16 protein-coding genes and 1 other RNA gene are annotated in these 23,081 nt (G+C 49.8%); 12 read left to right on the forward strand and 5 right to left on the reverse strand.

Features of this window, described 5'->3' with window-relative positions:
* Position 1: 1 nt before the first annotated feature.
* Positions 2-3,097, reverse strand: a complete 3,096-nt coding sequence (locus CLV60_RS26550) for a SusC/RagA family TonB-linked outer membrane protein (protein ID WP_106598431.1) — start codon at positions 3,095-3,097, stop codon at positions 2-4.
* Between the two features lie 551 nt (positions 3,098-3,648).
* On the opposite strand from CLV60_RS26550, the gene CLV60_RS26555 reads away from it, so the two are divergent.
* From CLV60_RS26555 to CLV60_RS26565, 3 genes are all read left to right on the forward strand, one after another.
* Positions 3,649-4,521 carry an AraC family transcriptional regulator gene (locus CLV60_RS26555; RefSeq protein ID WP_106598432.1) on the forward strand — a complete coding sequence of 291 codons (873 nt, stop codon included), beginning with the start codon at positions 3,649-3,651 and terminating at the stop codon, positions 4,519-4,521.
* Positions 4,522-5,241: 720 nt separating this feature from the next.
* Entirely contained in the window at positions 5,242-5,787 is a 546-nt protein-coding gene (locus CLV60_RS26560; protein ID WP_146151598.1) for a hypothetical protein, read from the forward strand.
* 21 nt (positions 5,788-5,808) lie between these two features.
* Positions 5,809-7,995 carry a T9SS type A sorting domain-containing protein gene (locus CLV60_RS26565; RefSeq protein WP_106598434.1) on the forward strand — a complete coding sequence of 729 codons (2,187 nt, stop codon included), beginning with the start codon at positions 5,809-5,811 and terminating at the stop codon, positions 7,993-7,995.
* A 216-nt stretch (positions 7,996-8,211) separates the two neighbouring features.
* On the opposite strand, the gene ssrA is transcribed toward CLV60_RS26565, so the two are convergent.
* Positions 8,212-8,583: a transfer-messenger RNA gene (gene ssrA / locus CLV60_RS26570) on the reverse strand.
* A gap of 102 nt (positions 8,584-8,685) precedes the next feature.
* Positions 8,686-10,980, reverse strand: a complete 2,295-nt coding sequence (locus CLV60_RS26575) for a TonB-dependent receptor (RefSeq protein WP_106598435.1) — start codon at positions 10,978-10,980, stop codon at positions 8,686-8,688.
* A 135-nt stretch (positions 10,981-11,115) separates the two neighbouring features.
* On the opposite strand from CLV60_RS26575, the gene CLV60_RS26580 reads away from it, so the two are divergent.
* From CLV60_RS26580 to hemF, 4 genes are all read left to right on the forward strand, one after another.
* Positions 11,116-11,490 carry a BlaI/MecI/CopY family transcriptional regulator gene (locus CLV60_RS26580; RefSeq protein ID WP_106598436.1) on the forward strand — a complete coding sequence of 125 codons (375 nt, stop codon included), beginning with the start codon at positions 11,116-11,118 and terminating at the stop codon, positions 11,488-11,490.
* Complete coding sequence (locus tag CLV60_RS26585) at positions 11,483-12,943, forward strand: M56 family metallopeptidase (RefSeq protein ID WP_106598437.1); 1,461 nt, start codon at positions 11,483-11,485, stop codon at positions 12,941-12,943. Before CLV60_RS26580 ends, CLV60_RS26585 begins: the two co-directional genes overlap by 8 nt.
* A 71-nt stretch (positions 12,944-13,014) precedes the next feature.
* Positions 13,015-13,452, forward strand: a complete 438-nt coding sequence (locus tag CLV60_RS26590; protein ID WP_229211141.1) for a PepSY-like domain-containing protein — start codon at positions 13,015-13,017, stop codon at positions 13,450-13,452.
* A gap of 107 nt (positions 13,453-13,559) precedes the next feature.
* The gene (gene hemF, locus CLV60_RS26595; RefSeq protein ID WP_106598438.1) at positions 13,560-14,471 is read left to right on the forward strand and encodes an oxygen-dependent coproporphyrinogen oxidase; all 912 of its coding nucleotides are present in this window, start codon (positions 13,560-13,562) and stop codon (positions 14,469-14,471) included.
* Here hemF and CLV60_RS26600 read toward each other — a convergent pair.
* Positions 14,439-15,539: an o-succinylbenzoate synthase gene (locus CLV60_RS26600; RefSeq protein ID WP_106598439.1), complete on the reverse strand. Its 1,101-nt coding sequence runs from the start codon at positions 15,537-15,539 to the stop codon at positions 14,439-14,441. The genes hemF and CLV60_RS26600 overlap by 33 nt on opposite strands.
* 67 nt (positions 15,540-15,606) lie before the next feature.
* Here CLV60_RS26600 and lpxK point away from each other — a divergent pair, with 67 nt between their 5' ends.
* From lpxK to CLV60_RS34330, 5 genes are all read left to right on the forward strand, one after another.
* Positions 15,607-16,647, forward strand: coding sequence for a tetraacyldisaccharide 4'-kinase (gene lpxK / locus CLV60_RS26605; protein WP_106598440.1), 1,041 nt, complete (start codon positions 15,607-15,609; stop codon positions 16,645-16,647).
* 24 nt (positions 16,648-16,671) lie between these two features.
* On the forward strand, positions 16,672-18,654 hold the full coding sequence (locus CLV60_RS26610) for a putative porin (protein ID WP_106598441.1): 1,983 nt from the start codon (positions 16,672-16,674) through the stop codon (positions 18,652-18,654).
* A gap of 21 nt (positions 18,655-18,675) precedes the next feature.
* Positions 18,676-19,272 carry a MiaE family protein gene (locus CLV60_RS26615; protein WP_106598442.1) on the forward strand — a complete coding sequence of 199 codons (597 nt, stop codon included), beginning with the start codon at positions 18,676-18,678 and terminating at the stop codon, positions 19,270-19,272.
* Between the two features lie 20 nt (positions 19,273-19,292).
* Entirely contained in the window at positions 19,293-22,199 is a 2,907-nt protein-coding gene (locus CLV60_RS26620; RefSeq protein ID WP_106598443.1) for a PD-(D/E)XK nuclease family protein, read from the forward strand.
* An 80-nt stretch (positions 22,200-22,279) separates the two neighbouring features.
* Positions 22,280-22,420, forward strand: a complete 141-nt coding sequence (locus CLV60_RS34330; RefSeq protein WP_170118870.1) for a hypothetical protein — start codon at positions 22,280-22,282, stop codon at positions 22,418-22,420.
* A gap of 78 nt (positions 22,421-22,498) precedes the next feature.
* On the opposite strand, the gene CLV60_RS26625 is transcribed toward CLV60_RS34330, so the two are convergent.
* Positions 22,499-22,978 carry a hypothetical protein gene (locus CLV60_RS26625; RefSeq protein WP_229211142.1) on the reverse strand — a complete coding sequence of 160 codons (480 nt, stop codon included), beginning with the start codon at positions 22,976-22,978 and terminating at the stop codon, positions 22,499-22,501.
* Positions 22,979-23,081 lie beyond the last annotated feature (103 nt).

Below are 23,081 nucleotides of genomic sequence, written 5' to 3' on the forward strand. Positions count from 1 at the left end.
ATTAAAACTGAACAGACGCCCCGAATGTAACCGTCTTGATTTGCGGGAAGGTGACGTAGCTGCCGCTGACGCTCACGCGTTCGGGATCCAGCCCCGGATATTTGCTGAACATAAACAGGTTATCTCCTACCACATATACCCGCAATGACTTCGCGCCGACTTTACTAATCAATTTCACAGGCACATTATAGCCCAGCTGTGCACCGCGAAGCCGGAGGAACGAGGCGTCTTTCAGGAAATAGGTCGACGCGTAGTTCTGCACAGGTGCATATCCGTCCGCCACGTAGATTTTAGGCATTGTGGTACTTGGATTTTCCGGTGTCCAGCGGTTTCGCCAGTCGGTAGTAGGTACCGATCCCTGACGGAACGGTTCCGCTCCCCAGCCGCTCACGTATATTTTTTGTCCTTGCGAACCGTAGAACTGTACACTCAAATCAAAGCCCTTCCAGTTTGCCGCAAGGTTGAAGGAATATTGCACGGACGGATAACGGCCACCTACATACGTACGATCATTCGGGTCGATTTTACCATCACCGTTCACGTCTTTAATTTTCAGGTCGCCGGGTGTCGGTCTGACCGGCTGAACCGGCGAGTTGTCGATTTCTGCCTGGTTCTGGAAAATTCCATCCCAGATATACATGTAGAACTGATCCAAAGGTCTGCCTTCCTCGCGAATCGTGTTGCTGCCGATCTCTTTCACGCCATAGCTCTCGACCTTGTTCCGGTACGTCTGGATATTTCCCCCGATGTTGTACGAGAAATCATTGCCGATGCGGTTTTTGTATTCAATATTCAACTCCACGCCTCTGTTGCGCAGCGCACCATTATTGATCACCGGCGCGTTGAGCCCCACCCAAATCGGAATCAGCGGCGTGCGCAGAATGTCGTAGGTGTATTTGTTGAACCAGTCGGCCGTAATATTGAGCTTGTTGTTGAAAGCGGAAATATCCACACCGATGTCGAACACCCGCGTACTCTCCCATTTCAATGCGGGATCAACCAGCGTCGAGGCCGAATACCCGGTTGAAACAGCGCCTCCGAATGCGTAGTTGCGCAAGGAAAGTACCGGCTGGTAAGGATACGGCGTCAGGGCGGCCCGTCCGGCGTCCGTTACAATGTTCTGGTTCCCGACTTCACCCAGTGAAGCCCTGATTTTCAAATCGTTCAGCCAGGATACATCTTTCAGAAATGCCTCCTCCGTAAGGCGCCATGCCGCGGAAGCGGAATAGAATGTTCCCCACCGTGTATTAGAAGGAAGACGGGAAGTTCCGTCGTACCGTATGCTCGCGCCGATCAGGTATTTATCTTTAAAATCATAATTCAAACTTCCGTAGAACGACCGTAAGGCCCATTCAGAAGCAGCGCCGCTATTGCTTTGCCCGTCCGCCGGACCGGCATTCAGTTCGCGCAGATCATTGGATGGAAAGGCGTTTCTGCCTGCGTTAAGCTCGCTGTATGCATTGTATTCCTGCTGTGCACCAGCCAGCACCGTCAGATTATGGTTATCGAACTTCTTGCTGAAATTAAGTTGGCTGTAAAGGGACCCGTAAACGTTGTCTTCCCGGCGAACACTCAAACCTGGCGCCCCCACATCGAGGTTTCCGGCGGGGCTCATATCATTGTAAAAGAACATCGGGATTTTAGGCCGGAAGTCATTGTTTTTGAGCGAATAATAGGTTGCACCGCCACGGTTTTCCCAGCGCAGGCCGTCGATAATATCAATATCCAGCGACATATTACCCTGCGCGTAATAGTCCAGTGTCCTGATCCTCACGTCATTTGCCGCGATAGCCACCGGGTTTTTGTTCCGCTGCTCATTCGGGTAAGCCGAAGCGATCCACCGTCCATCCGCCGCCTGCGCAGGATACAATGGCGATTGCGCCAGCGTCGACAAGAATATATCCGCACCACCGGAGCGTGGGGCCTTCCGGTTGCCGTAACGCATTTGCAGATCCGTACCGAACGTCACACGCTTACTCAGGCGGGAGGACAGGCCCACACTCACGGTATACTTCTGATATTCGAACCCGATCATGGTTCCCGGCTGGTTCGTAATCCCGAAACCGACGTTGTAAGTTGTACTTTCAGTCCCTCCGCTCAGGTTAAGAAAATGGTTCTTGGTATATGCGGTAACGAACACATCATCGAGCCAATTATGGTTGGGATACTTCACCCGGTCGGTAGCGTTACGGTACAGGTCGATCTGGGCCTGCGTATACAGCGGCTGCAAAGACGAATTTTTCCGGGCCTCGTTGGATAGCTCCATGAACTCCGCGGAGTTACTGATCGTCTCGGGAAGCCTGGCTGTTTTGGAAATACCGATATTGAAGTTGTACTGCAATGCAAAACCGGCTTTACCCTTTTTAGTTTTGACCACAATAACCCCGTTGGACCCGCGGGAACCATAAATGGCCGCGGAAGCCGCATCCTTCAATACCGAAATGGACTCAATGTCGTTCGGGTTGAGGGCCGTCAGGTTACCCGGTAAGCCATTGACGATCACCAGCGGATCATTCCCTACCGAGCTGAAAGTGGTAATACCGCGAACCCGCAACTGAATCCCCTCGTTCCCCGGCTCACCCGATCCCTGAACTACCTGCAAACCGGGAAGTTTACCTTGCATAAGCGTCAGCGGGTTAGTACCGACGCGCTTGTTGATATCGGCCCCGGAGATCGTGGCGACCGAACTGAGCAGTTTTCTTTTCTCCTGGGACTGATACCCCACCACGACCACCTCGTTCAGGTTGGACGACAGCGGAGCAAGCCGCACGTTAATCACACTTTTACCCGCGACGGCCACATGCTGCGTCTGATACCCGATGTAACTGAATACCAGCCTGCCCTGCGGGTTGACGCTGATTTCAAATTTGCCATTGGCATCGGTGGTAGTTCCCCGGTTCCCCTCCCCTTCGATCACAATATTCACCCCGGGCAATGTAGTGCCCGTCGAGTCACTCACGGTGCCCGTCACCCTGGATACCTGCTGCGCATAGAGCGGCTGCAACCCGGCGTAACAAACAATGGAAAAAAATAGCAGAATGAATAACGATCGGTCCGGGCGCCAACACCCGAATCCTCGTAGTAAAGGATTTTTCATAGTGAATCAAAAGTTAAATGGACTTACAAACAACCCTCTGCTGCCGCGTTCGGCAAAGTCAATATGATACCACTCACCCTTTTCGACAATTTGTCGGGTGCAGCTGAGTCATAACCACTTCAAAATCGCACTCAAAACGACTTTGAAGCTCTAATCCAAGCATACGGCACTCGATACGGTCTGGTCACGCTCGGGCACGCATTCCTATAAGACTACTCTATCAACAATTATGTACAAACATATAGTCGATTAGTACAGCAAATCAATGTCGGGTTGATATTTTACAATACTATGTTTGCATTGATGCATACAAACATCTTCCTTCTGCATAACTTGAAAAAGAATTTCCCAAAGCGTCCGCCGACCAGACAAGCGAGCGCCCAATTGGACGATACAAAGGAAATATATTGGAAAAGCGTCTCGACCTAAATATTATCCAGTTATTAAGCTATTTTGGCATCTAAGACATTTCATATTTATTTTTGTGTTTTTTCAATTCAAAATTCAGAAACAGCAAACGAGCCGAAGCATTTTCATTATCGGAGAATACCATGAAACCGCACCTCCTGCAAGTCGCGACAGCCCCTAACCGGTCTTTCTCAGTCAGAAAAGAATTGATTCCCAACATCAATTGCCGGTGGCATTGCCATGCGGAAGTGGAGCTTATTTGTTTCCACAAGGGGAGCGGCACCCAGTTCGTCGGTGACGATATCCGGCATTTCACTGCCGGCGATGTCGTGCTGGTGGGCACCAACCTGCCGCATTACTGGCATTACGATCATGAGCACCAGTCGTACGAGGCCGACGATCAAAAGCCCTTTGCGACGGTCGTGCATTTCACCGAAAACTTCTGGGGAGAACGTTTTCTGATGCTCGCGGAGAATACGATGCTGAGGAATGTGCTGGATAAGGCCAAACGCGGCTTGTCCATCAAGGGTGAGCTGGGCAAAGCGATCTCGGGACTCATGGAAAAGCTGCATGCCGCGGAGGGGCCCTATCGGGTAATGTTGCTGATGGAATGCCTGATTGTCGCAAACCAGGTGACGGAAGACGACGTACTTGCCTCGCTGGGATTCAGCTATACGAGGCCTGAGCAGGAAAATGAGCGGCTCAATGCCATCTACAAATATGCACTGGCCCATTTCAGCGAAAAAATCACCCTCGAAGAAGTAGCTTCGATTGCGGGCCTGTCCCCAAACTCCTTTTGCAGGTACTTCAAATCCCGCACAGGCAAGCAATTTTCCCAGTTCATTATCGAAATCCGAATCGGGAACGCCTGCAAAATGCTCATTAACAACAATATGAACATCAAGCAAATCTGCTACGCCAGCGGCTTTCAGAACTTCACCTGCTTCTACAAACAATTCCGGCAGATTACCGGCAAGACGCCGGCTGCCTATCAGCAGGCATTTGCTAATCGTTAGCCATGTTGGGGTTCGATCTGGTTGGGCAGGTTGAAAATCGACAGATCTGGGCCCCTTTCGGTCAACTGGTTCTTATCTCTGGACGACGCCAGGGAGAAAATGTTAGTAGTTCGCCTACACGGCGGTTTCATGTTCAGTTGCCTTCGGTTTTCTGCCGCACGGTTGTCCTGTCTACGGCTTTGGGCGCTCCGACCTCTATCTTCATTTGTAACAAATTGCACTGCAAAATAACAATAGTTTGATTTTCAGTCGTTTAATTATTTACAATAAGTCAAAAAATTCTAATTATCAACCTTCAAAACTGCCCAAAATCGATCATCCATTCGCGCCATCTTTTGGATTGAGAACTAGTACGCACAAAAAATATAAAATTAATATTATAAAATTTGTAAAAATAATTCAAACAACTATCTTTGAAGTAACCTCGGGTTTCTTAGCGGAACCCATTTAGCACCCACATAAGCCCAAATTTGCATATCAAACACCGAGCTCTCGTCTTCGAGTGTGAGCTTGCCATCGCAAATTCTCCTTGGGTTTATCCATGCCATTTTCAGGTGACTAAATCTGCCGCTCAGCTGCTTTGATTAGTCATGTATTATCCTACTATAAATGAATATTTCAATATTAATCAGGATTTTACAACTATGCACTTAATAAATGTGTCTGATAGTAAACATTTAAATCTATCCTAGCTTTCATCACATGGAACCTCTAAGACACTTGAGAAAACTATTATTGTCAACAGCCGGAATAATTCTGATGGCGTTCAGTTGCGATAAATCGAGCGTTGACGCTGAAAAGCTGCCCCTCTCGGTTATGTACAGTATAGTTAATTTGAAAGGCGAAAGAACAAACACTGTAAAAGAAGGAGAAAACTTCATTTTTAGTTTAGTAGTCACTAATACAACCGATGAAGAGTGGTATATAGAACATGGTTCAGTTATTGCCTCAAACTTTACCGAGATTTACAAAAAATCATCAGCTGGTTCGGACAGCCTCATTGGACCTGCATATGTGTCCGCAATGTGTTCATTTCAAAGCGGGGTACTAATTCCTGCGAAGGGTACCTACAAGGTCGATATACCTTGGATAGCGGATCAGTCTTTAACAAAGGTTCCTTCTTGCGGCCTATCTACAAAAGACAATAGTTTCTTACCCAAAGGTCAATATATGACTAAAATGGATGGTGCAATCAAAGTATCCCGTGCAGGAGTTGGCCACGAAATCCCTCTAAACGAATATAATCTCACCTTTCAAATTCAATAATAAACTAAAAGCTCTTGCCGTATGAAAAAAATTTACCTCGCAGCGGCGTTATGCTGGCTGGCTACGCTTTCCTTTGCCCAAGTACGGACTCGCAGCCTCAAACCCGAGACTGTGAAAGAGTACTCACGTTTCGTACCTACAAGTAAAAAAGCATTGTCCACAGTGCAATTACCCAAGGTGAATGTTTCTCAACTTTTGAAGGAAGACGAGAAAGAAGCTAGTTTGGGGTTGCCTTTTCGGTTTGGAAAGGCACTTGACGTTAAGATCAATCTAGCAAATAGTGGTAAATGGGAAACGGTTGATGGAGGCAGGATTTGGAGGATGCTGATTGACGTGCCTGAAGCGAAAACCGTAAACATGATTTTTGATCGTTTTTATCTGCCTGAGGGCGCAACGATGTTTATTATTAATGGAGATAGAACTGTGGTCTCTGGGCCGATTGATCATACACAGAATAGTCTTGCCGGAACCTTCTCGAGCGGTCTTCTAAAAGGCAGCTCGGTTATAATTGAATTATTTGAGCCCGCTGAATTTTTTGCAAAAACAGAACTTCAAATTTCTAAAGTTGTCCATGGATATAGACTTACTCCAATGGCTGGAGGTTTTGGACAAGCAGCCCCTGATCCATGCGAGCGAAATGTGAATTGTGCAGAAGGCAATAATTGGCAAAACGAGAAGGGTATGGTTGCAATGGTGCTTCTAAATAACAATGAGCGAATTTGCTCGGGAAGCTTGTTAAATAACACATGTAACAACATGACGCCAAATTTCCTGACAGCATTTCATTGCTTGGACCTTAATGAGGATGGTGCCGCTGGTGGCGATGAAATTGCAGCTGCACAAACTTGGCATTTTATGTTCCAATATATGAGCGCTGGATGTACTCCGAGCACTGATGATTTCAATGTTGTTGAATTCGCTGGCGCAACATACAGGGCAGGTTGGAATATAAGCGATTTTGCGTTGTTAGAATTAAACCAGACACCGGAACCAGGCACAGGGGTCGTCTATGCCGGGTGGTCTAGAACAAATGCTGCACCAACATCTTCGGTTGGAATTCACCATCCTAAAGGAGATGTAATGAAAATATCTGTCGAGAATAACGTTGCAACGAGTGTTGATTGGAACGGAGTCGGACCAAATACACACTGGGGTGTAAATTTCGAAACAGGAACTGTTGAACGAGGTTCATCTGGTTCCCCTTTGTTCAATCAAAACCATCGCGTGGTAGGTCAGTTGCACGGAGGAAGGTTAACTGGGGGTGATTATGAAGGCCGCTGTATAAATCGCGACGCCCGATATGGACGCTTCGATGTTTCCTGGGTGGGAGGCGGTACTAATGACACAAGGCTAAGTAATTGGCTGGACCCTTCTGGAAGTGGGGCTACTGACGTTGGCCCATTAACAATTCCATCAATTTCCGGGCCGTCTGTCCTGTGTACGAGCGGAACATACACTTTAAACAATGTTCCGGGTGGTGTTCCTGTTAGTTGGTCGGTTTCAACACCATCCGGTGTTACGCCGACATCAGGTAGTGGGAATGTTGCAAATCTTACTATGATTAACCCAGAAGACGTGACCATTACTTATCGGATCGGCTGTAATGCAACACGTGGCATAACACGCCGCATATATGTTGGCCCACCTCAATTCTCAGGTTTCTTGGTAAATGGGCAATCCACATCGAATGGCTCAGGGTGCACAAACAGCTACATTCCAATTGCTGCGGTTCCAAACGACCCTTCCGCCAACTACTATTGGTCCCAAAGCGATCCAAATGGTTTTATAGCCAATGCAACTCAATCGAGTACTGCATTTACTGGTTATAACGCAAGTTGCTATTACCTCAATGTCAACATTTCAAATGCATGCGGATCGAGAAATGAAACCTTGACAATGTGTCTGAATAACTGTTTTGCAAAGTACTCCGTGTTTCCAAACCCTGCGAAAGATTATATTACGGTTGAATTTGGCCAGATCGAAAGTGCGGAATCCTTGCCAGATGAAATCGTTCTACTGTCCGAAAAATCAACCACGCCTGTTGAGAACATTGACGTTCAAACACTTTATCAGCGGAATGGTCTCAAAAATGGCAAGCAGGTAGAAATCGATGCAAAAGCGTTGCCCCGAGGTACTTACTACTTGCATATCAAGAATAGTAGGCTGCAAGAGAAGAAGGTTGATGTAGTCAGGATACTTTTAGATTAGCATTCGAGAAGATGGAATGAGAAACGCCCGACTTTGCACTACCCGAAAAAACTTAGCCACTTCTTGAAGGGTATCTCTATGGCAACCCAGCGTTTCTCATTTACAAAGATCAGCGGAACCCGTCCCAAATTCGTCCCTTTGGTCTGAATGCGGATCGGCGGGAAAAACAAAAGCCCGTAAAATAATTTACGGGCTTTTGAAACTTGATTGTTTCTCTGGTGGAGATGCGGGGATTCGAACCCCGGTCCAGAACAGGGAAAACCTGCGCCTTCTACATGCTTATCCGTGATTCGGTTTTCGAGCCTGACAAGGTTCCCGGCGGACCTGCGTCATAGCCTTAGATACTAGGGTCTCGTTGGTTTTACGCATCAATATACCAACCAGCGCTGCGGTTCGACACCTCTTGACCCACCCGGCAGCACGTTAGGTGGAGAGATGATGGCATTTGGTTAATCCTCCGGATTAAGCAGCCATGGCGTAAGTAGATTCGCCAGTTATTGTTTGAGAACATTATTTCCGGGAGGTGCCCTCAACTCCCGACATGCTTACACACAAGCCCTCAGCCCGCTGTCAAAACCAGTCACCCCCATTTGGCAGTGCAGCTTTGGTTAAGCCAAAGTTTGATTGCAGATAAGCTTACAATTTTAAAATGCAGAAAGTTCGGCGGTGTGAGCAAAAATTTAATAAAAATTAAAACTCCCATCGGTAACTCAGCACCGGAATCAGGCCCAATTGCTTCTGTCTCACAACTTTCTGTTGAAATGCATCATAGTAACTGAATGCGTCATTTTTTGTACCCGAAACATTCTGCAAATCCAGTGCGAGGGTCGTGCTGTATGACTTACGGCTCTTTTTGAGGTAAACGCGCAGGTCCGGACGAAAGTAGTCCTTTAACTTCAATGCAAATGGATCGCCGGCTACGTACATCGTTTGCTCGCTGGCCTTAGACGATTGCAGGTCTATCGGTGTTTCACGGAAACCTCCCAGCCAGAGTATTTTGGCATTAATGCCCCAAATGCGCTGGCCGGATTTGAATTCTTTTCCGCCGGTGAAACTGAATGTATGCCTACCATCGAAACGGCCGTTCCGGCGAATTCCGTCGGCGTCCGCGTAGGTAGCGCGGTACAACGAACCCGAAATCATCATGTAAAAATCCTGGCTCAGGAGCTTCTGGTATGTAGCTTCCACACCGTAATTACGCCCCTTACCTGTATTTGTAAGACCCTCGCCTACCCGGGTTTCGATGAGGTTCAATGCGGAAAAACCGTTACCATTGGCCGGCACATCGAAATGCTCCTGCCAGTATGCCTCTATTTTAAGGCTATTATTTTGCTGAAAATCATGCTGATAGCTGGCTACAAAATGATGCACTTTGGCGGGAGCCAGGTTCGGATTGCCCGAAAAATTCGTTGTCGAATAACTTGCCGCATAAAGTTGAGCGAGGGGTAACTGGCTTTGAAGGCCGTACGAAACACTTACCTTTTGGTGGGTCGCTACCTGCCAGCGCAATGCGGCGCGCGGTTCGAGCGTTCGGTGAGTTCGGGCTCGCGGGTGGTCGAGTTTGCTGATCGTAGCGGTCAATCCGATTTCCGCCGTCACGTTTTGGGTAACAGGCAGGGTCCATTCGGCAAAGGGCTGGAAAAGGCGCGATTTCATTTCTTCATATTCATACAATGGTGCCAGCCGATCGTATTGGAATGTGGCGTAAGCCCCTATTTTCATCTTCGCGCCCCGTGCAAACCGATGGCTCAGGATCATATTGCCCGTTACCTTGCTTTTGGTCAATGAGTCGTCTTCGATTGGGTAGGCATATTCGGGTGTGTTCACCTCTCCCTTGTAAAATGCCCGCGAAGTTTGCAGGCCCGAAGCGACCAATGCGGTATGCAGCACGGCGCGACTGCCAATCGGAAGCGCGTGCGTCACGCCTGCGGCACCCATTTTGTTTTTATAAATGATATTGTGCGAATCCTTGTAAAACTCCCATTTGGTAGAGTCCGGCTCGGCCTTGAAAGTATTGCTGCTAATGCCGCCCAAGCCGAAAACCGTGAAGTTTCCAGCCTTTTTTGTAGGGAAATTGAGGTTGAACGAAAGGTCTTGGAAACGAATGTCCTCCCCCCCGAAATTGACGCCCATCGCTCCCAGCAAACCAGTGAAGGAATAGCGGTAATTGACCAGGTACGATGCCTTTGATCGCTTCGAAAACGGCCCTTCGGCTGCAATATCCAACCCTATTAAACCCGCCTGCGCCGTAAACTCGTGGCGCTCGTCGTTTCCTTTTCGCAGGCGCATGTCCATCACACCCGCGATCGCATTGCCGTATTGCGCGGGAAAAGCGCCGTTCAGGAAGTAGGATGTGCCGAGCAACTGCGTGCTCAGGATATTCACGCCGCCTCCGGCCGACGTCGGCCTGTCGCTGAATGTTCCCGCGTTCGATAAATGGTTCGGATTCACGATCTCCACGCCTTCCAGACGCCATTGCATGCTGTTGGGCGAGTTACCGCGTACAACCAGCCCGTTGGCCTGATCGTTGGCTGCGGCTACGCCTGCGAAGGAAGTCGCTACACGCGCCGGGTCGAGGTAGGTGGCTGCATAGCGCAGGGTTTGCTCGACGGTAATGGCTTGCACACTGTTGAATGCGGGCGGCCTGCTGCCCGATACGGTGGCCTCCTGCAATTGTCTGCCGGTAGCGCTGAGCCGCACTTCCTGCACGTTTTCCTTGCCCGATTCGAGCAATATCTCCTGAATCACGAGTGTCTGGTAACCCACAAATGACACCGTCAGAACGTGCCGTCCCAATCCTACCGCTTCAAAACGGAACTGCCCCGCCTCGTCGGTGACGCCGCCCTTGTCATCGAGCTGTACGGTTGCTTGCGCCAGCGGCAGGCCGGTATCGGCGTCTTTCACGCTCCCGCGCACGACGGACGTAAATTCCTGGGCGAACACAATATTAATGGAAATCAGGAGCAGTAAAACGGTACGGATCATCGGTGGCAGGTTGCTATTCAAAAACTATCAGTTACAAAAATAGAGCGAATCGTTGCATCCGATGTTTTTATTTTTCAATTTCAACTCTACATTTGTAGAGTATAGTATATTCTTGTAGAACAAAGCACGCTTATCATGTCACTCACCAAAGCCGAAGAACAACTCATGGAGTACCTATGGCAGAAAGAAAAGGTCTTTATGAAAGAATTGATCGAATGCTTTCCTGATCCGAAACCGGCCACCACGACCGTGGCGACGCTGCTTAAAAGAATGCAGGACAAGGGTTTTGTAGCCTACACGCTTTATGGCAACTCCCGCGAGTACTATCCGCTGGTGGAGAAGAAGGATTATTTCTCGAAGCACGTAAATGGCATCATCAAAAACTTCTTCAACGACTCGGTAGCACAGTTCGGCTCGTTTTTCGCCCGCGATACGAGCATGACCACCGACGAGCTCGAAGAATTACGGAACATTATCGACGAAGAAATCAAACGCAAGCAAAATGGTTAGCTATCTCATCAAATCCATCGTTTGTTCCGGGCTATTGCTCGCGGTATATCATTTCTTGCTGGAACGCGAGAAAATGCTGCGGTTCAACCGCTTTTTTCTGCTGGGAGCGATGGTTTTCTCGCTTCTCGCGCCATTGGCGACGATTGAAATACCTTCCGCACCTGCGAATGAAGTGTTCACCGCCGGCCCGGTTGTTTCAAATGTGGCGGGCATTGCTTCCGTTGACAATTCCATTCCAATGGAAGTTACCGCGAGAGATAGCTACCCCGATTACCTGCCCTGGCTGGCCTACGGACTGATCGCCGCCGCATTACTCCTGCGAATGGGCTTTCAGGTTATCGCCATAGTCCGGCCCAGGCAGCGACGAACCATACCTTTTCAAACTGCAAAATTGGTACTGATGCCAGGCAACACTCCCGTTTACAGCTTTTTCCATTTCATTTTCATACCACAAAAAGCATTTGACGAGCAAGCCATCCCCAAAGAGATCCTCACGCACGAGCTCGCCCACGCGAGGCAAATGCATTCGCTGGATATCCTCTTTACGGAATTGTTGATTGCATTATGGTGGTTCAACCCGCTGTTGCTGCTCTACCGCCGCGCCATCCGGCTGAACCACGAGTACCTGGCCGACGCCGCTGTCCTGGCCGGGCCAACCGGCGTGAAAGAATATCAACTCATGCTGCTCGATTCCCTTCTTGCTCAGCGCACGACTGTTCTTGCAAGTTCCTTTAATTATCCTGTCACCAAAAAACGATTAGCCATGATGACGACGAACATTAATCTCCGCATTCAGTTTGTAAAAAAGGCATTGGTTGTATTGCTGCTGCCGGGTCTGGCATTTGTGCTGGCGGAAAAGACCTATTCGCAAAAAAATCCGCAAAAAACGATTCCTTCGAACAATGCAACAAAAGCGAAAACACCCTCCGCCGATGGGGTTTCGAAAGAGGAACTAGACACCTTCTATGCAGTCATGGAAAAGCATACCCGTTACGTCACCGACAAAAAGGGCCGCCGGGGTCCTGTGACTGAGATGGACACCAAAATACTGAAAGAGGAATTTGCCATCTATTCCCGAATGAGTGAAGAACAGCAACTCGCCGTCCGTAAAGCCGGCATTTCACTTTCTGAGAATGATATTCCTGTCAAAAAAGCGCCGACGCCCGAGATGTTCGAAAACTGGAAAAAGCCCCACATATTCGGCATCTGGCTAAATGAAAAGCACGTTCCTAATACCGAACTTGACAAATACAAAAACACAGATATTGCCGAATACACCCTGCACAAGCTGATAGGCCGTGGATTAAAAGGCAAAGGCTATAAATATCAACTGGAATTGACCACCAATGATGAATTTGACAAAACATTCGACCGTCGTATGCGGGATCGCATTGTACTGGTCAGAATAACATGGTTCGAACCGCCAAAGGCCAAAACAGATATGAAAAAATAACACTTCTGCATAGGGGTACCATTCCACACGGTTGTCAGAAACAAAACGAACACGCAACTTAACTGACAACAATGATGAAAAAACTGGCTCTCTTCATGGCCTTCCTGCTCTTTGTGGCGACGGCCTGCGATAACGAAAAAGTGGTGGACGAAACCAAGCTGCCGGTCAATGCACAGGATTACATCGAAGCTCATTTCCCGAACGCACGCATCACACAAGTGGTACGCGACCGCGACGATCTCGAAACTTCCTATGACGTGATCCTGGATAATCAGGTCAAACTCGAATTTGATAAAAAAGGGGATTGTTACAGCATCGAAAGCCGCCGCACGGAAAAGCTGCCCGACACGGTAATTCCTTTAAAAATACTTGAATACGTGAAGCAGCATTATCCCGATGCTTTTGTTACCGATTGGGAAAAAGACCGCACCGATCAGGAAGTGCGCCTGTCAAACAACAAGGAGCTGGTATTCAACCTCGCAGGCACTTTCCTCCGCATTGATGACTAGATAGATGTATATTGAATTCTAAAAGCAGGGCGGGTTGCCCTGCTTTTTTTATGTCCGGACAGCACTAATTATCGTACTTTTGCCGCTCGCAGCATTGACTACCTACCATGAAAGTAGAAGATATAGAATCGTTTTTCAAAGATTTACAGGACCGCATTTGCGCAGCCATTGCTACGACCGATGGCGGCGCCCAATTTCACGAAGACCTCTGGCAGCACCATTCCGGTGGCGGCGGTCGTACCCGCCTGATTCAGAATGGTGCGGTGATCGAAAAGGGAGGTGTTAATTTTTCGAGTGTGAAAGGCGAGGTGCATCCCAGGCTGCGCGCGCAGATGAACCTGGCCGAAGATGCGAGCCCGCAGTTCACGGCCACGGGCGTATCCATCGTGATGCACCCGCGCAACCCGCACGTACCCATCATACACATGAACGTGCGCTATTTCGAGCTCGACAATGGCACTTGCTGGTTCGGTGGCGGCATCGACCTCACGCCGCATTATGTGGTAGAGGAAGACGCACGCGTGTTTCACCAGACTTTGAAAGCCGCCTGCGATAAGCATCACCCTGATTTTTACCCCAAATTCAAAACCTGGGCGGACGACTACTTCTTCATTCAGCACCGCAATGAAACGCGGGGCGTAGGAGGTATTTTCTTCGATTACCTCAAACCCGATGAGCCGGGAAACGGCCAGGGACTGTCCAAAACACAGCTTTTCGAGTTTGTGAAGGAGGTAGGCGAAAACTTCGCCCCTATCTACACCGCATTAATGCAGAAATATGCGGATAAGCCATTTACAGAAGCACAAAAACAATGGCAGTACCTCCGCCGCGGACGCTATGTGGAGTTCAACCTGGTGTGGGACCGTGGTACGAAGTTCGGACTGGAAACCAATGGACGCACCGAATCGATCTTGATGAGTTTGCCGCCTCAGGCCAACTGGGAATACAATTTCATACCGGAGCCGGGAACTGCGGAAGCGGAAACCTTACACTGGCTCCGCAAGGGCGTGGCCTGGTAATTCCCAGGCTACCTCTTTCCGGTAGTACAAATTGCCGTTTTCGACGGTCAACGGAGATTCGAAGTTGTTGGTGTAAAGCTGGCCGGTACCCAATCCCTGCGGTAGCGGGTTGTTGAACGAGGCCGTGTATTGCGCAATGGCATTGAGACCAATATTGGATTCCAATGCGGAAGTAATCCACCAGCCGATATGCAGCCGGTTTGCGATTTCGATCCATTCGCTCGTGGCTGTAAAACCGCCGAGCAGTGTTGGTTTAAGGATAATAAAAGGCGGCGCGAGCTTTTTCAGCAATGCAAACTTGTCGCGGTAGTTGGGAATGCCGATCAGCTCTTCATCCAGAGCTACTGGTACGGGCGACGACGCGCAGAGTTCCGCCATGAGCTCGTGCTGGCCTGCCTTCACAGGTTGTTCGATCGAATGCAGATCGAACGCGCTTAGTCTTTCGAGTCGTTCCTTCACATTGTCCGCAGTAAATGCTCCGTTCGCATCGACGCGCAGGGTAATCGTGTTTTTGTCGAATCGTGCGCGAATGGCTTCGAGAATGCGGCATTCCTGCTCGAAATCGATCGCTCCCACTTTCATTTTGAGCGTAGTGAAACCTTGCGACAGTTTCTCCTCCACCTGCGCGAGCATGTTTTCGTAAGAACCCATCCAGATCAGCCCGTTCATCAGAATCCCCTCGCCATTCCCCGAAAAACCATTCTTGAACAGCATCCGCTGCCCGCCGTTCATTATATCCAGCAAAGCCATTTCAATGCCCGCACGAATGGAAGGCAGGTTGTCGGGAATCAGTTGTTCGAGGATAATGCCCAGGTTGAACGGAAATACATCCAGGTCGAGCTCGTTGAAAATGCCGCATACATCGGCAAGCTGCGCCTCGAAATCCGGAATATCGTCGACGCTCAGGCCGGGTAACGGTCCGCATTCGCCATAACCGGCCACCCCGGGTTTTTCAGAGTCGGTAACGATGACGATCCAGGATGTTTTTTGTGTAAGTACCCCGCGAGAGGTGCCCGCTTCCTTGCGAAAATGAAGCGTATGTGGCTTATACACAATTTTTAACGGCATGATTTTGCGGTGTCAGATTTTAAAAGGGGCACAATATTAGACAAAATTTACGTAATTATGCACCAGGATGAAAGAGCTGCCCTGGATAAAAAATGCATTGCTGCCCCTCTCGTGGATCTACGGCGCCGTCACAGATATACGTAACTTTCTGTTCGACAAGGGCATTCTGCATTCCGAAAAAGTACTACAAAAAGTCATCGTAGTAGGCAATCTTACTGTCGGCGGAACCGGCAAAACACCCGTTATTGAATACCTTACCCGACTGCTATCCAAGCAAATACCACTAGCGATACTCAGCCGCGGTTACGGGCGCGACACCCGTGGCTTTATCGAAGCCGATAGCAATGCGTCAGCGGCTACAATCGGCGACGAGCCCTTTCAATTTTATTCTAAATTCAACCGGGAGGCAATTGTGGTGGTTTGTGAAAAGCGCGTAGAGGGCGCCCGGAAAATCCATGAAAAGCACCCGGACGTAAAACTGCTGCTGCTCGATGACGCATTCCAGCACCGTGCCATTCAGCGCGATCTTAATATCCTGCTGAACGACTACAACAGGCCCTTTTACGAGGATCACCCCTTTCCTGCTGGTAGATTGCGCGAACGGCGGCGCGGCGCGCGGCGCGCAGATGCTGTGGTCGTCACCAAATGCCCGGCAAAGCTCCCGGGCGCGGAAAAAGAAAATATCATTGAAAATATCCGCCGTTACACCCGTCCGGGCGTGCCGGTTTTCTTTGCTACTACCCGCTACGATGTCCCGCTGTCGTACGAAGGCGGGACTGTTGAGTTAAAGAATGTTAAAATGGCGGCCGGAATCGCAAATCCGCAGCCATTCGCCGCATATTTGACCACCCGGTTCAGCGTTACAGATCAAAAGGTTTTTCCGGATCATCACAATTACACGCCAAGTGACGTCGAAGACCTGATTAAGAACCTAAAAAACGATACTTTTGTGGTCACGACTGAAAAGGATATGGTCAAATTAAAACCGTTGGTTGTCGCAAAAGGCTGCGCAGCACGCTTTGCGTACGTTCCGGTGTCCGTTGATTTCGGGGACGACGAACAGGCTTTCGCACAATGGGTCAAGTCACAGACCACCGACCGGTTTTAAAAACGGCAGAACGAGTTTCCCTCTATGAGAATTGTTTTATATAGCTTCCTGTGTGTTTTATGCAGCTTCATCCTAACCATCCCGACAGCCAGCGGCCAGGTGAAGCTTCCGGGCAATATCCGGATGCCGAGCGGCGGCGGAGGGGGCGGTTCGCGCGGAGGCGGAGGACAATCCATTCTCGACGATAGTACCAAGAACGTCTACGGACCGCATTCGACCCTGCATTTTTACGAGCACGACATTCTCAACAACCGCGATTCGGTTCGGTACCGCGTGGATACAGGCTTGACCAACTTCCACCGGTGGATGCCGATGGACAAAGCCTGGGGAAAGCTGGTCGACCTCGGCAATAACGTTACGGCCACACGCAGCTTGTTTTTCCAGCCTCGTGAGGATATTGGCACGCAGCTCGGCTTGCGCGTGTACGACGCCTATGCGATCAAGCAGGAAGACGTGGCTTATGTGGATACCAAATCGCAGCATACCGAGCTGGATTTCATGTCGGGTCCCAAAAAGACCTCGCTCGGCACCTTCGCCTACACCCAGAACGTGCATTCGCGGTTTAACTTCGGCATACGCGCTACACGACTGACTTCCAACAAAATATACGGCTTCGCCAATTCCATTTCGTCTGCGGCATTGCTTGGCAAGAACTGGACTTTTCTGGCGCATACCAGTTTCTTTTCCAAAAACAAAAAATACCTCATCCTCGCGCATTACCGGCATTTGAATATGAAGGTTGCCGAACAGGGCGGTGTGATATCGAATGTGGACGAGGCCGGTGTTGTCGATAAATATTCTTATGATGGTGCCGCCAGAATCAGCGACAATGCCAACTCCTGGGAACGGCGCCATGTTTTTCACGTTTACCAGCAGTATCGCCTGCTGAACGGGTTCCAGGTCTTCCAGCAAGCCGATTTCCAGAGTACCATCGACCACTATACTGATCTCCAACTGGCACGCGGGCTCGAGAAAGGAATTTACCCGGACCCTAAATTCAGTACCGAGCAAACCCGCCAAGATATATACTATAAGTTGCTCGATAATAAGGTCGGGATTAAGGGTTTCTACGAAGGTTTCAACTACCGCGCCTACGTGCGGCAGCGTTTTTACGGAATGCGCGGCGGAGCGCAGTCGAAAAACGAAACCGGCGATCCCTACGCGACTTACCGAACCGGGCTTAAATTCGACAATATCATCGGCGCCTGGCTGGGCTATTACCTGAAAGATTCTGTTCAGTACCTTACCGCTGAGGCCGATCTGAACCTGGCCAAAAACGTGGAATACCGTTTGAAAGGCGAACTGAATACCCGCTGGGGAAAAGCCGGGTTCCAGAGTATCCAGACGGCCCCCGACCTGCTCGTACAACGTTATCTGAATAACCATTTCGACTGGCGTAACAATTTTGACCCTACCAAGGTCCAGACAATATTCGCCTCGCTGGTGCTGAAAACCAAGAAGATCGAGTTCGTACCCGAAATACAGATCCACCAGATCAACGACTACATTTATTATGATACGGCGGCTGTACCCCGGCAGCTCAATGCCGGTTTCAGATTGCTCCGCGTCGGTTTTAATTCCGGCATCCATTTGAACCGCTGGAATTTCACGACGATGGGTTACCTCACCCTGAACGACAATAAGGACGTGATGCGCATTCCCACAGCTTTTGCGAGCGGCGAGGTCACTTTTGATTTTGTGTATGCCAAAGTGCTTTTCATCCAGCTCGGCCTCGCGGCGCGTTACCGCTCGTCCTACCTGGCAGATGCTTATATGCCGGTTACACAACAGTTTCATTTACAAGACAGTACAACACTCGCCCAGAATGTCGTCGTGGACGGTTTTGCCAATGTGCGGATCAAACGGGTAAGGTTATTCTTTAAAATGTCTTATCTTAACCAGGGCGGCAACTTCGGCCTTTTCCCGAAAGGGTATTACGTGACGCCCAATTACCTGGGTCTTGCAAGGTCATTTTCATTCGGGATCAATTGGCCGATGTTCGACTAGCTGAACAAACTTTTGACCAATATGGCTACATCACTCACAACACTCGGACTGGAACTTCCGACCGATCCCCGCTGGACGGACATTGCCTCCATGCAGATCGGCGATGTTTTGATAGACCACGCCTATTGTGAGCAAAAAGCTGCTTCGAGCTGCATTTCGCTCATCGTGCATTATCCCGACAAAGCCTTGATGGTCGAAACGCTGACACCCATCGTCGCCGAGGAGTGGGGGCATTTTCAGAGGGTTTTGAAGGAATTGAAGAAAAGAAATATCCCGCTTGGCCGGCAACGTAAAGACGAGTACGTGAACCAGCTCATGCAGCTCATTACCAAGGGCGACGCCAATAAAATGTTCCTCGACCGCCTGCTGATCTGCGGGCTGATCGAGGCACGAAGCTGCGAACGCTTCAAACTGCTTTCGGAAAACCTGGAAGACGAATCGCTGCAAAAGTTCTACCGCGAGCTGATGATTTCCGAAGCCGGGCATTACCGCACGTTTCTCGAACTGGCCGAAACTTACGTCCCGGCCGAGAAAGTAAGGGCACGCTGGAAAGAACTCCTGCACGCCGAAGCCGAGATCATGCAATCGCTGTCACCCCGCGGTGACCGCATTCACTGACATTTTCATCCGCATTCCCGATGCCATCATTCCTGAACCTCGTCGCCAAACGGATCCTGGCCAATCATACTTCGCTCGATCACGTGCAAATAGTGGTACCGACACGCCGGGCCGCATTTTTTCTTATGCAGGAGCTGGCGAGCGAGACTAGCGAAGCAATGATGAGCCCAGGCATTATGGCGATCGACGACTTCGTGGAAAGCATTTGCAGCCTGGAAATCGAAGATCCGGTGCACCTGCTCTTCGATTTGTACGAAACTTTCCGGGAAATAGACCCGGATGTACAGTTCGACCGCTTTATGGGCTGGGCATCGGTTTTGCTGAGCGATCTCGACAAAATCGACCAGTACCTCGTCAAAACGGATTTTCTGTTTGAATACCTCTCGGAGGCACACGCGCTCGCTCGCTGGCAGGAAAGCCTTCCGGAAGGCAAGTCGCTGCAAGGAGAAGGCGGTTCCAAACAGTATTTCTCTCTTTTTGAGAATATCAATAAAGTATACCGGTCGTTCAGGCAGCGGCTGATCGCCAAAGGAAAGGCCTACCGGGGAATGGCCTACCGCGAGCTGGCCGAGGATATCGGCAGCCTCGCGGAAGCACGCCCGGAAGGCGAACGAATCTATTTTGCGGGTTTCAATGCATTTACTACCTCGGAGCGGACGATCGTCACCGCTTTGATCAAAGCTAAAAAGGCTGAGGTACTATGGGATTCGGACCGCTATTATATGTCGGAGAATACCGTGGTAGAGGCCGGCAAAAGCCTCCGCGAGTACCAGCGTAGCAAGGAATTCGGCGAATGGAACTGGACGGGTGACGACCTGCTTTCCACTGAAAAGCACATTACCATTTACGGCGTGCCTAATGCAACCCTGCAAACGAAAGTCGCGGGCGAGCTCTACCAGCAAATGAAGCGTTTTGATTCGGACGAGGAGCCCATCCCGACCGCCATTGTCCTAGCCGACGAAAACCTGCTTCTCCCGATGCTGTATTCGCTGGATCAGGAGGTACGTGACCTGAACGTGACCATGGGGCTTTCGATGCGAAATTCACTGCTTTACACATTGGTCGACGGCATTTTTGAATTACAGCAAAATGTGGTGGAGTTCCGGACCAAGAGCGGTAAAATGATCCGTATCCCGAAATTCGGGCACAAATCCATTGACAAAATCCTCAACCACCCATTCATACGGCATTACGAGCACGTAGCGCTCACACCGCTCGAAGACGGGCAGACCATCATCCAGCGAACGCTCCGCGAGATTACCGAAAGCAATCAGGTTTTCCTGAGCTCCGAAGAACTGGTCGCGCTGGGCGACAATCATCCATTGTTTCAAATCCTCTTCACGCATTGGCAGAAAAACAATGCACAGCAGGTCATCCGCTCGTTTTACCAGCTGATCGAGCTCTTGCGGGAAGTTTACAAGGATTACAAGAATGCGCTGGAAACCGAGTACCTCTATCTTTTTTACACATTACTCAAACAATTCGAGCAGACGATCGAAGAACGGGCGGAGCTGATTACGCTGCGAACACTGAAATCGTTCATGTTTGAGCTGATCCGGCAAACGCGCATTCCGTTCAGCGGCGAGCCAATCAGCAACCTGCAAATCATGGGGATGCTCGAAACCCGCGCGCTGGATTTCGAACGGATCATTATATTGTCCGTCAACGAAGGCACTATTCCGCAGGCGAAGCGGCAAAACTCCCTGATCCCCTTCGACGCGGCGCAAGCCGTGGGGCTACCGACGCACCAGCATCAGGAGGCGGTGATGTCTTACCATTTCTACCGGTTGCTGCAACGCGCTTCGGAAGTACATATTCTATACACGAGCACCAACGACGCGCCGGGCGGAGGCGAAAAAAGCCGGTTTGTGAGGCAAATCGAATATGAATTGGCAGAGTACAATCCAAAGATCCGCATTGAGAACAAAACCGTCGTATTCGAAACGCAGCAACAGCAGGAGCTGGAAGAAGTTGTGCATAAGGACGACGCGCTGATAGCCGCCATCCGCGCCTACCTCGACGGCAAGGGCATTTACCCGACGCACCTCAATGAGTTTATCCGCTGCTCCATGCAGTTTTACCTCAAACATATTGCGGGTGTAAAGGAAAAAGAGGAAGTGGAGGAAGAATTGGGCATGGACAAGATCGGTACCTGGCTGCATGCGTCGCTGGAACGCCTCGACCATGAGTTTTTCCTGCTCGATAACGACCCGTCGGAAGAGCAGATCGCGACTGTGCTACGTGAGGAGTTCGACCGGCTTTTCAAAGGCTACGTAACCGACCTGGGCCTCAACCGCATTTACTATCAGATCGGTGAGCAGCAGATTTTGACGTTCCTCCGCCATCATATGGCGCAAAAGCCCAGGAGGAAAATCCTCGCGGCCGAGCAACCGCTGCACACACGCATCCAGCTCGTGCTGCAAGGCGCGTACACGCCCGTGCGCGTGGGCGGGAAGATCGACCGCATTGAGCTTGCGGAAGGCGGTACATTGTACGTGATGGACTACAAAACCGGCAGCGTGGAACTAACCGGCAAGCAAAAACTCGCCGACCCGGTAGGCCGCGAAGAAGTGATCCGCGTCGATCCCGACCGCAAAATGGGTTACGTGCGCCAGCTCTGGATTTACGAGTACCTGATGTACCGCCGGATGAAGGAAGAAAACGGGCTGAAACTGCGGGGTACCACTTATAATTTTGGCGAATATGCCGTCAAATCGGGTTTTTACTCGTTCCGTGATCCGAAAAACCTCATTGCCAATCCGCTGGAAATCACCGAGCAACTGGCGCCGCAGGAATTCATCGAAAAATCGGAGGTTATATTAACGGATATCCTCAACGTAATGCTCGATCCGGACATACCTTTCCGCAAAACCGACGATCTGACAACCTGCCAATTTTGCGACTTCACCGGCATTTGCGGGCGGTAATCTACCGCTTGAAAAATAGCCGCAAAGCCTTGCAACCATTGCCCGAACAAAGCGATCTCTTCTAAAAAATCGTTTACGGTATGATCGTTGTAGCAAAATTGACCCTCTTCATGATCTGGCTAATGGCCTTTGTCGTCACCTGCCTCGTCGTAGGCATTACGTTCCCCGTGATTGTCCTGTTCGACAAGTTTCAATTGCACTTCAAAGAAGTATCCTTATAATACCAAATCGAAATGCCTCTCAAAAAATAAAGGCGGATAAGTGATCTCATCCGCCTTTTTGCTGCATCGTCAATGCCGCTATTTCTTTTTGAATTCCAGGTATACTTCCTCGTTCGGCGCACCGCTGCTCGCCTCCGATGATTTCAGGGTAATGTTGATCTGCGACACCCCGCTCCCATTCACGATCCGGCTGCCGAGGCCGCTCAACCGAACGCTCAGGGCCTCTCCTGTGTTTTGAGTCACATTTACTTTCTCATTCACCTCGAAGTTATCCTGCGCAGTGGTTTTCACTTCTACCAGTGGATATTCCTGTGTGAGGTTAATGGTAGTACCCGATATCGTGACCTTTGTTGCTTTAGTGTATTTAATGTTCAACTTGTTTTTCGCTTCGGTGGTGATGTCCCATTTATAATTGCTGGTGATCCCTCCCTCTACGGTGGTGGTTTCATAAACTCCTACAAAGCTTGTTGCATAATCCGTTTCCGGCTCAGGGTCCTTCTTGTCGTCCTTACAAGCGCCCATTAGTAGTACCAGACAGCAAAAAATCAGCTTTTTCATACTTCAATTTTAAGAGTAAACAATTTTCAAATATAAACACGCATCCTAAATTTCCTACTATAACGGCACTGCCCCGGGATACGCATATCGGGGCAATAATTTA

The organism is Dyadobacter jiangsuensis (genome assembly GCF_003014695.1).
GTDB lineage: Bacteria > Bacteroidota > Bacteroidia > Cytophagales > Spirosomataceae > Dyadobacter > Dyadobacter jiangsuensis.

What these genes read in the sequence shown, in the direction of transcription:
- CLV60_RS26550 (WP_106598431.1), bottom strand. Translation starts at nt 3,097, where the DNA reads ATGAAAAATCCTTTACTACGAGGATTCGGGTGTTGGCGCCCGGACCGA.
- CLV60_RS26555 (WP_106598432.1), top strand. Translation starts at nt 3,649, where the DNA reads ATGAAACCGCACCTCCTGCAAGTCGCGACAGCCCCTAACCGGTCTTTC.
- CLV60_RS26565 (WP_106598434.1), top strand. Translation starts at nt 5,809, where the DNA reads ATGAAAAAAATTTACCTCGCAGCGGCGTTATGCTGGCTGGCTACGCTT.
- CLV60_RS26575 (WP_106598435.1), bottom strand. Translation starts at nt 10,980, where the DNA reads ATGATCCGTACCGTTTTACTGCTCCTGATTTCCATTAATATTGTGTTC.
- CLV60_RS26580 (WP_106598436.1), top strand. Translation starts at nt 11,116, where the DNA reads ATGTCACTCACCAAAGCCGAAGAACAACTCATGGAGTACCTATGGCAG.
- CLV60_RS26585 (WP_106598437.1), top strand. Translation starts at nt 11,483, where the DNA reads ATGGTTAGCTATCTCATCAAATCCATCGTTTGTTCCGGGCTATTGCTC.
- CLV60_RS26590 (WP_229211141.1), top strand. Translation starts at nt 13,015, where the DNA reads ATGATGAAAAAACTGGCTCTCTTCATGGCCTTCCTGCTCTTTGTGGCG.
- hemF (WP_106598438.1), top strand. Translation starts at nt 13,560, where the DNA reads ATGAAAGTAGAAGATATAGAATCGTTTTTCAAAGATTTACAGGACCGC.
- CLV60_RS26600 (WP_106598439.1), bottom strand. Translation starts at nt 15,539, where the DNA reads ATGCCGTTAAAAATTGTGTATAAGCCACATACGCTTCATTTTCGCAAG.
- lpxK (WP_106598440.1), top strand. Translation starts at nt 15,607, where the DNA reads ATGAAAGAGCTGCCCTGGATAAAAAATGCATTGCTGCCCCTCTCGTGG.
- CLV60_RS26610 (WP_106598441.1), top strand. Translation starts at nt 16,672, where the DNA reads ATGAGAATTGTTTTATATAGCTTCCTGTGTGTTTTATGCAGCTTCATC.
- CLV60_RS26615 (WP_106598442.1), top strand. Translation starts at nt 18,676, where the DNA reads ATGGCTACATCACTCACAACACTCGGACTGGAACTTCCGACCGATCCC.
- CLV60_RS26620 (WP_106598443.1), top strand. Translation starts at nt 19,293, where the DNA reads ATGCCATCATTCCTGAACCTCGTCGCCAAACGGATCCTGGCCAATCAT.
- CLV60_RS34330 (WP_170118870.1), top strand. Translation starts at nt 22,280, where the DNA reads ATGATCGTTGTAGCAAAATTGACCCTCTTCATGATCTGGCTAATGGCC.
- CLV60_RS26625 (WP_229211142.1), bottom strand. Translation starts at nt 22,978, where the DNA reads ATGAAAAAGCTGATTTTTTGCTGTCTGGTACTACTAATGGGCGCTTGT.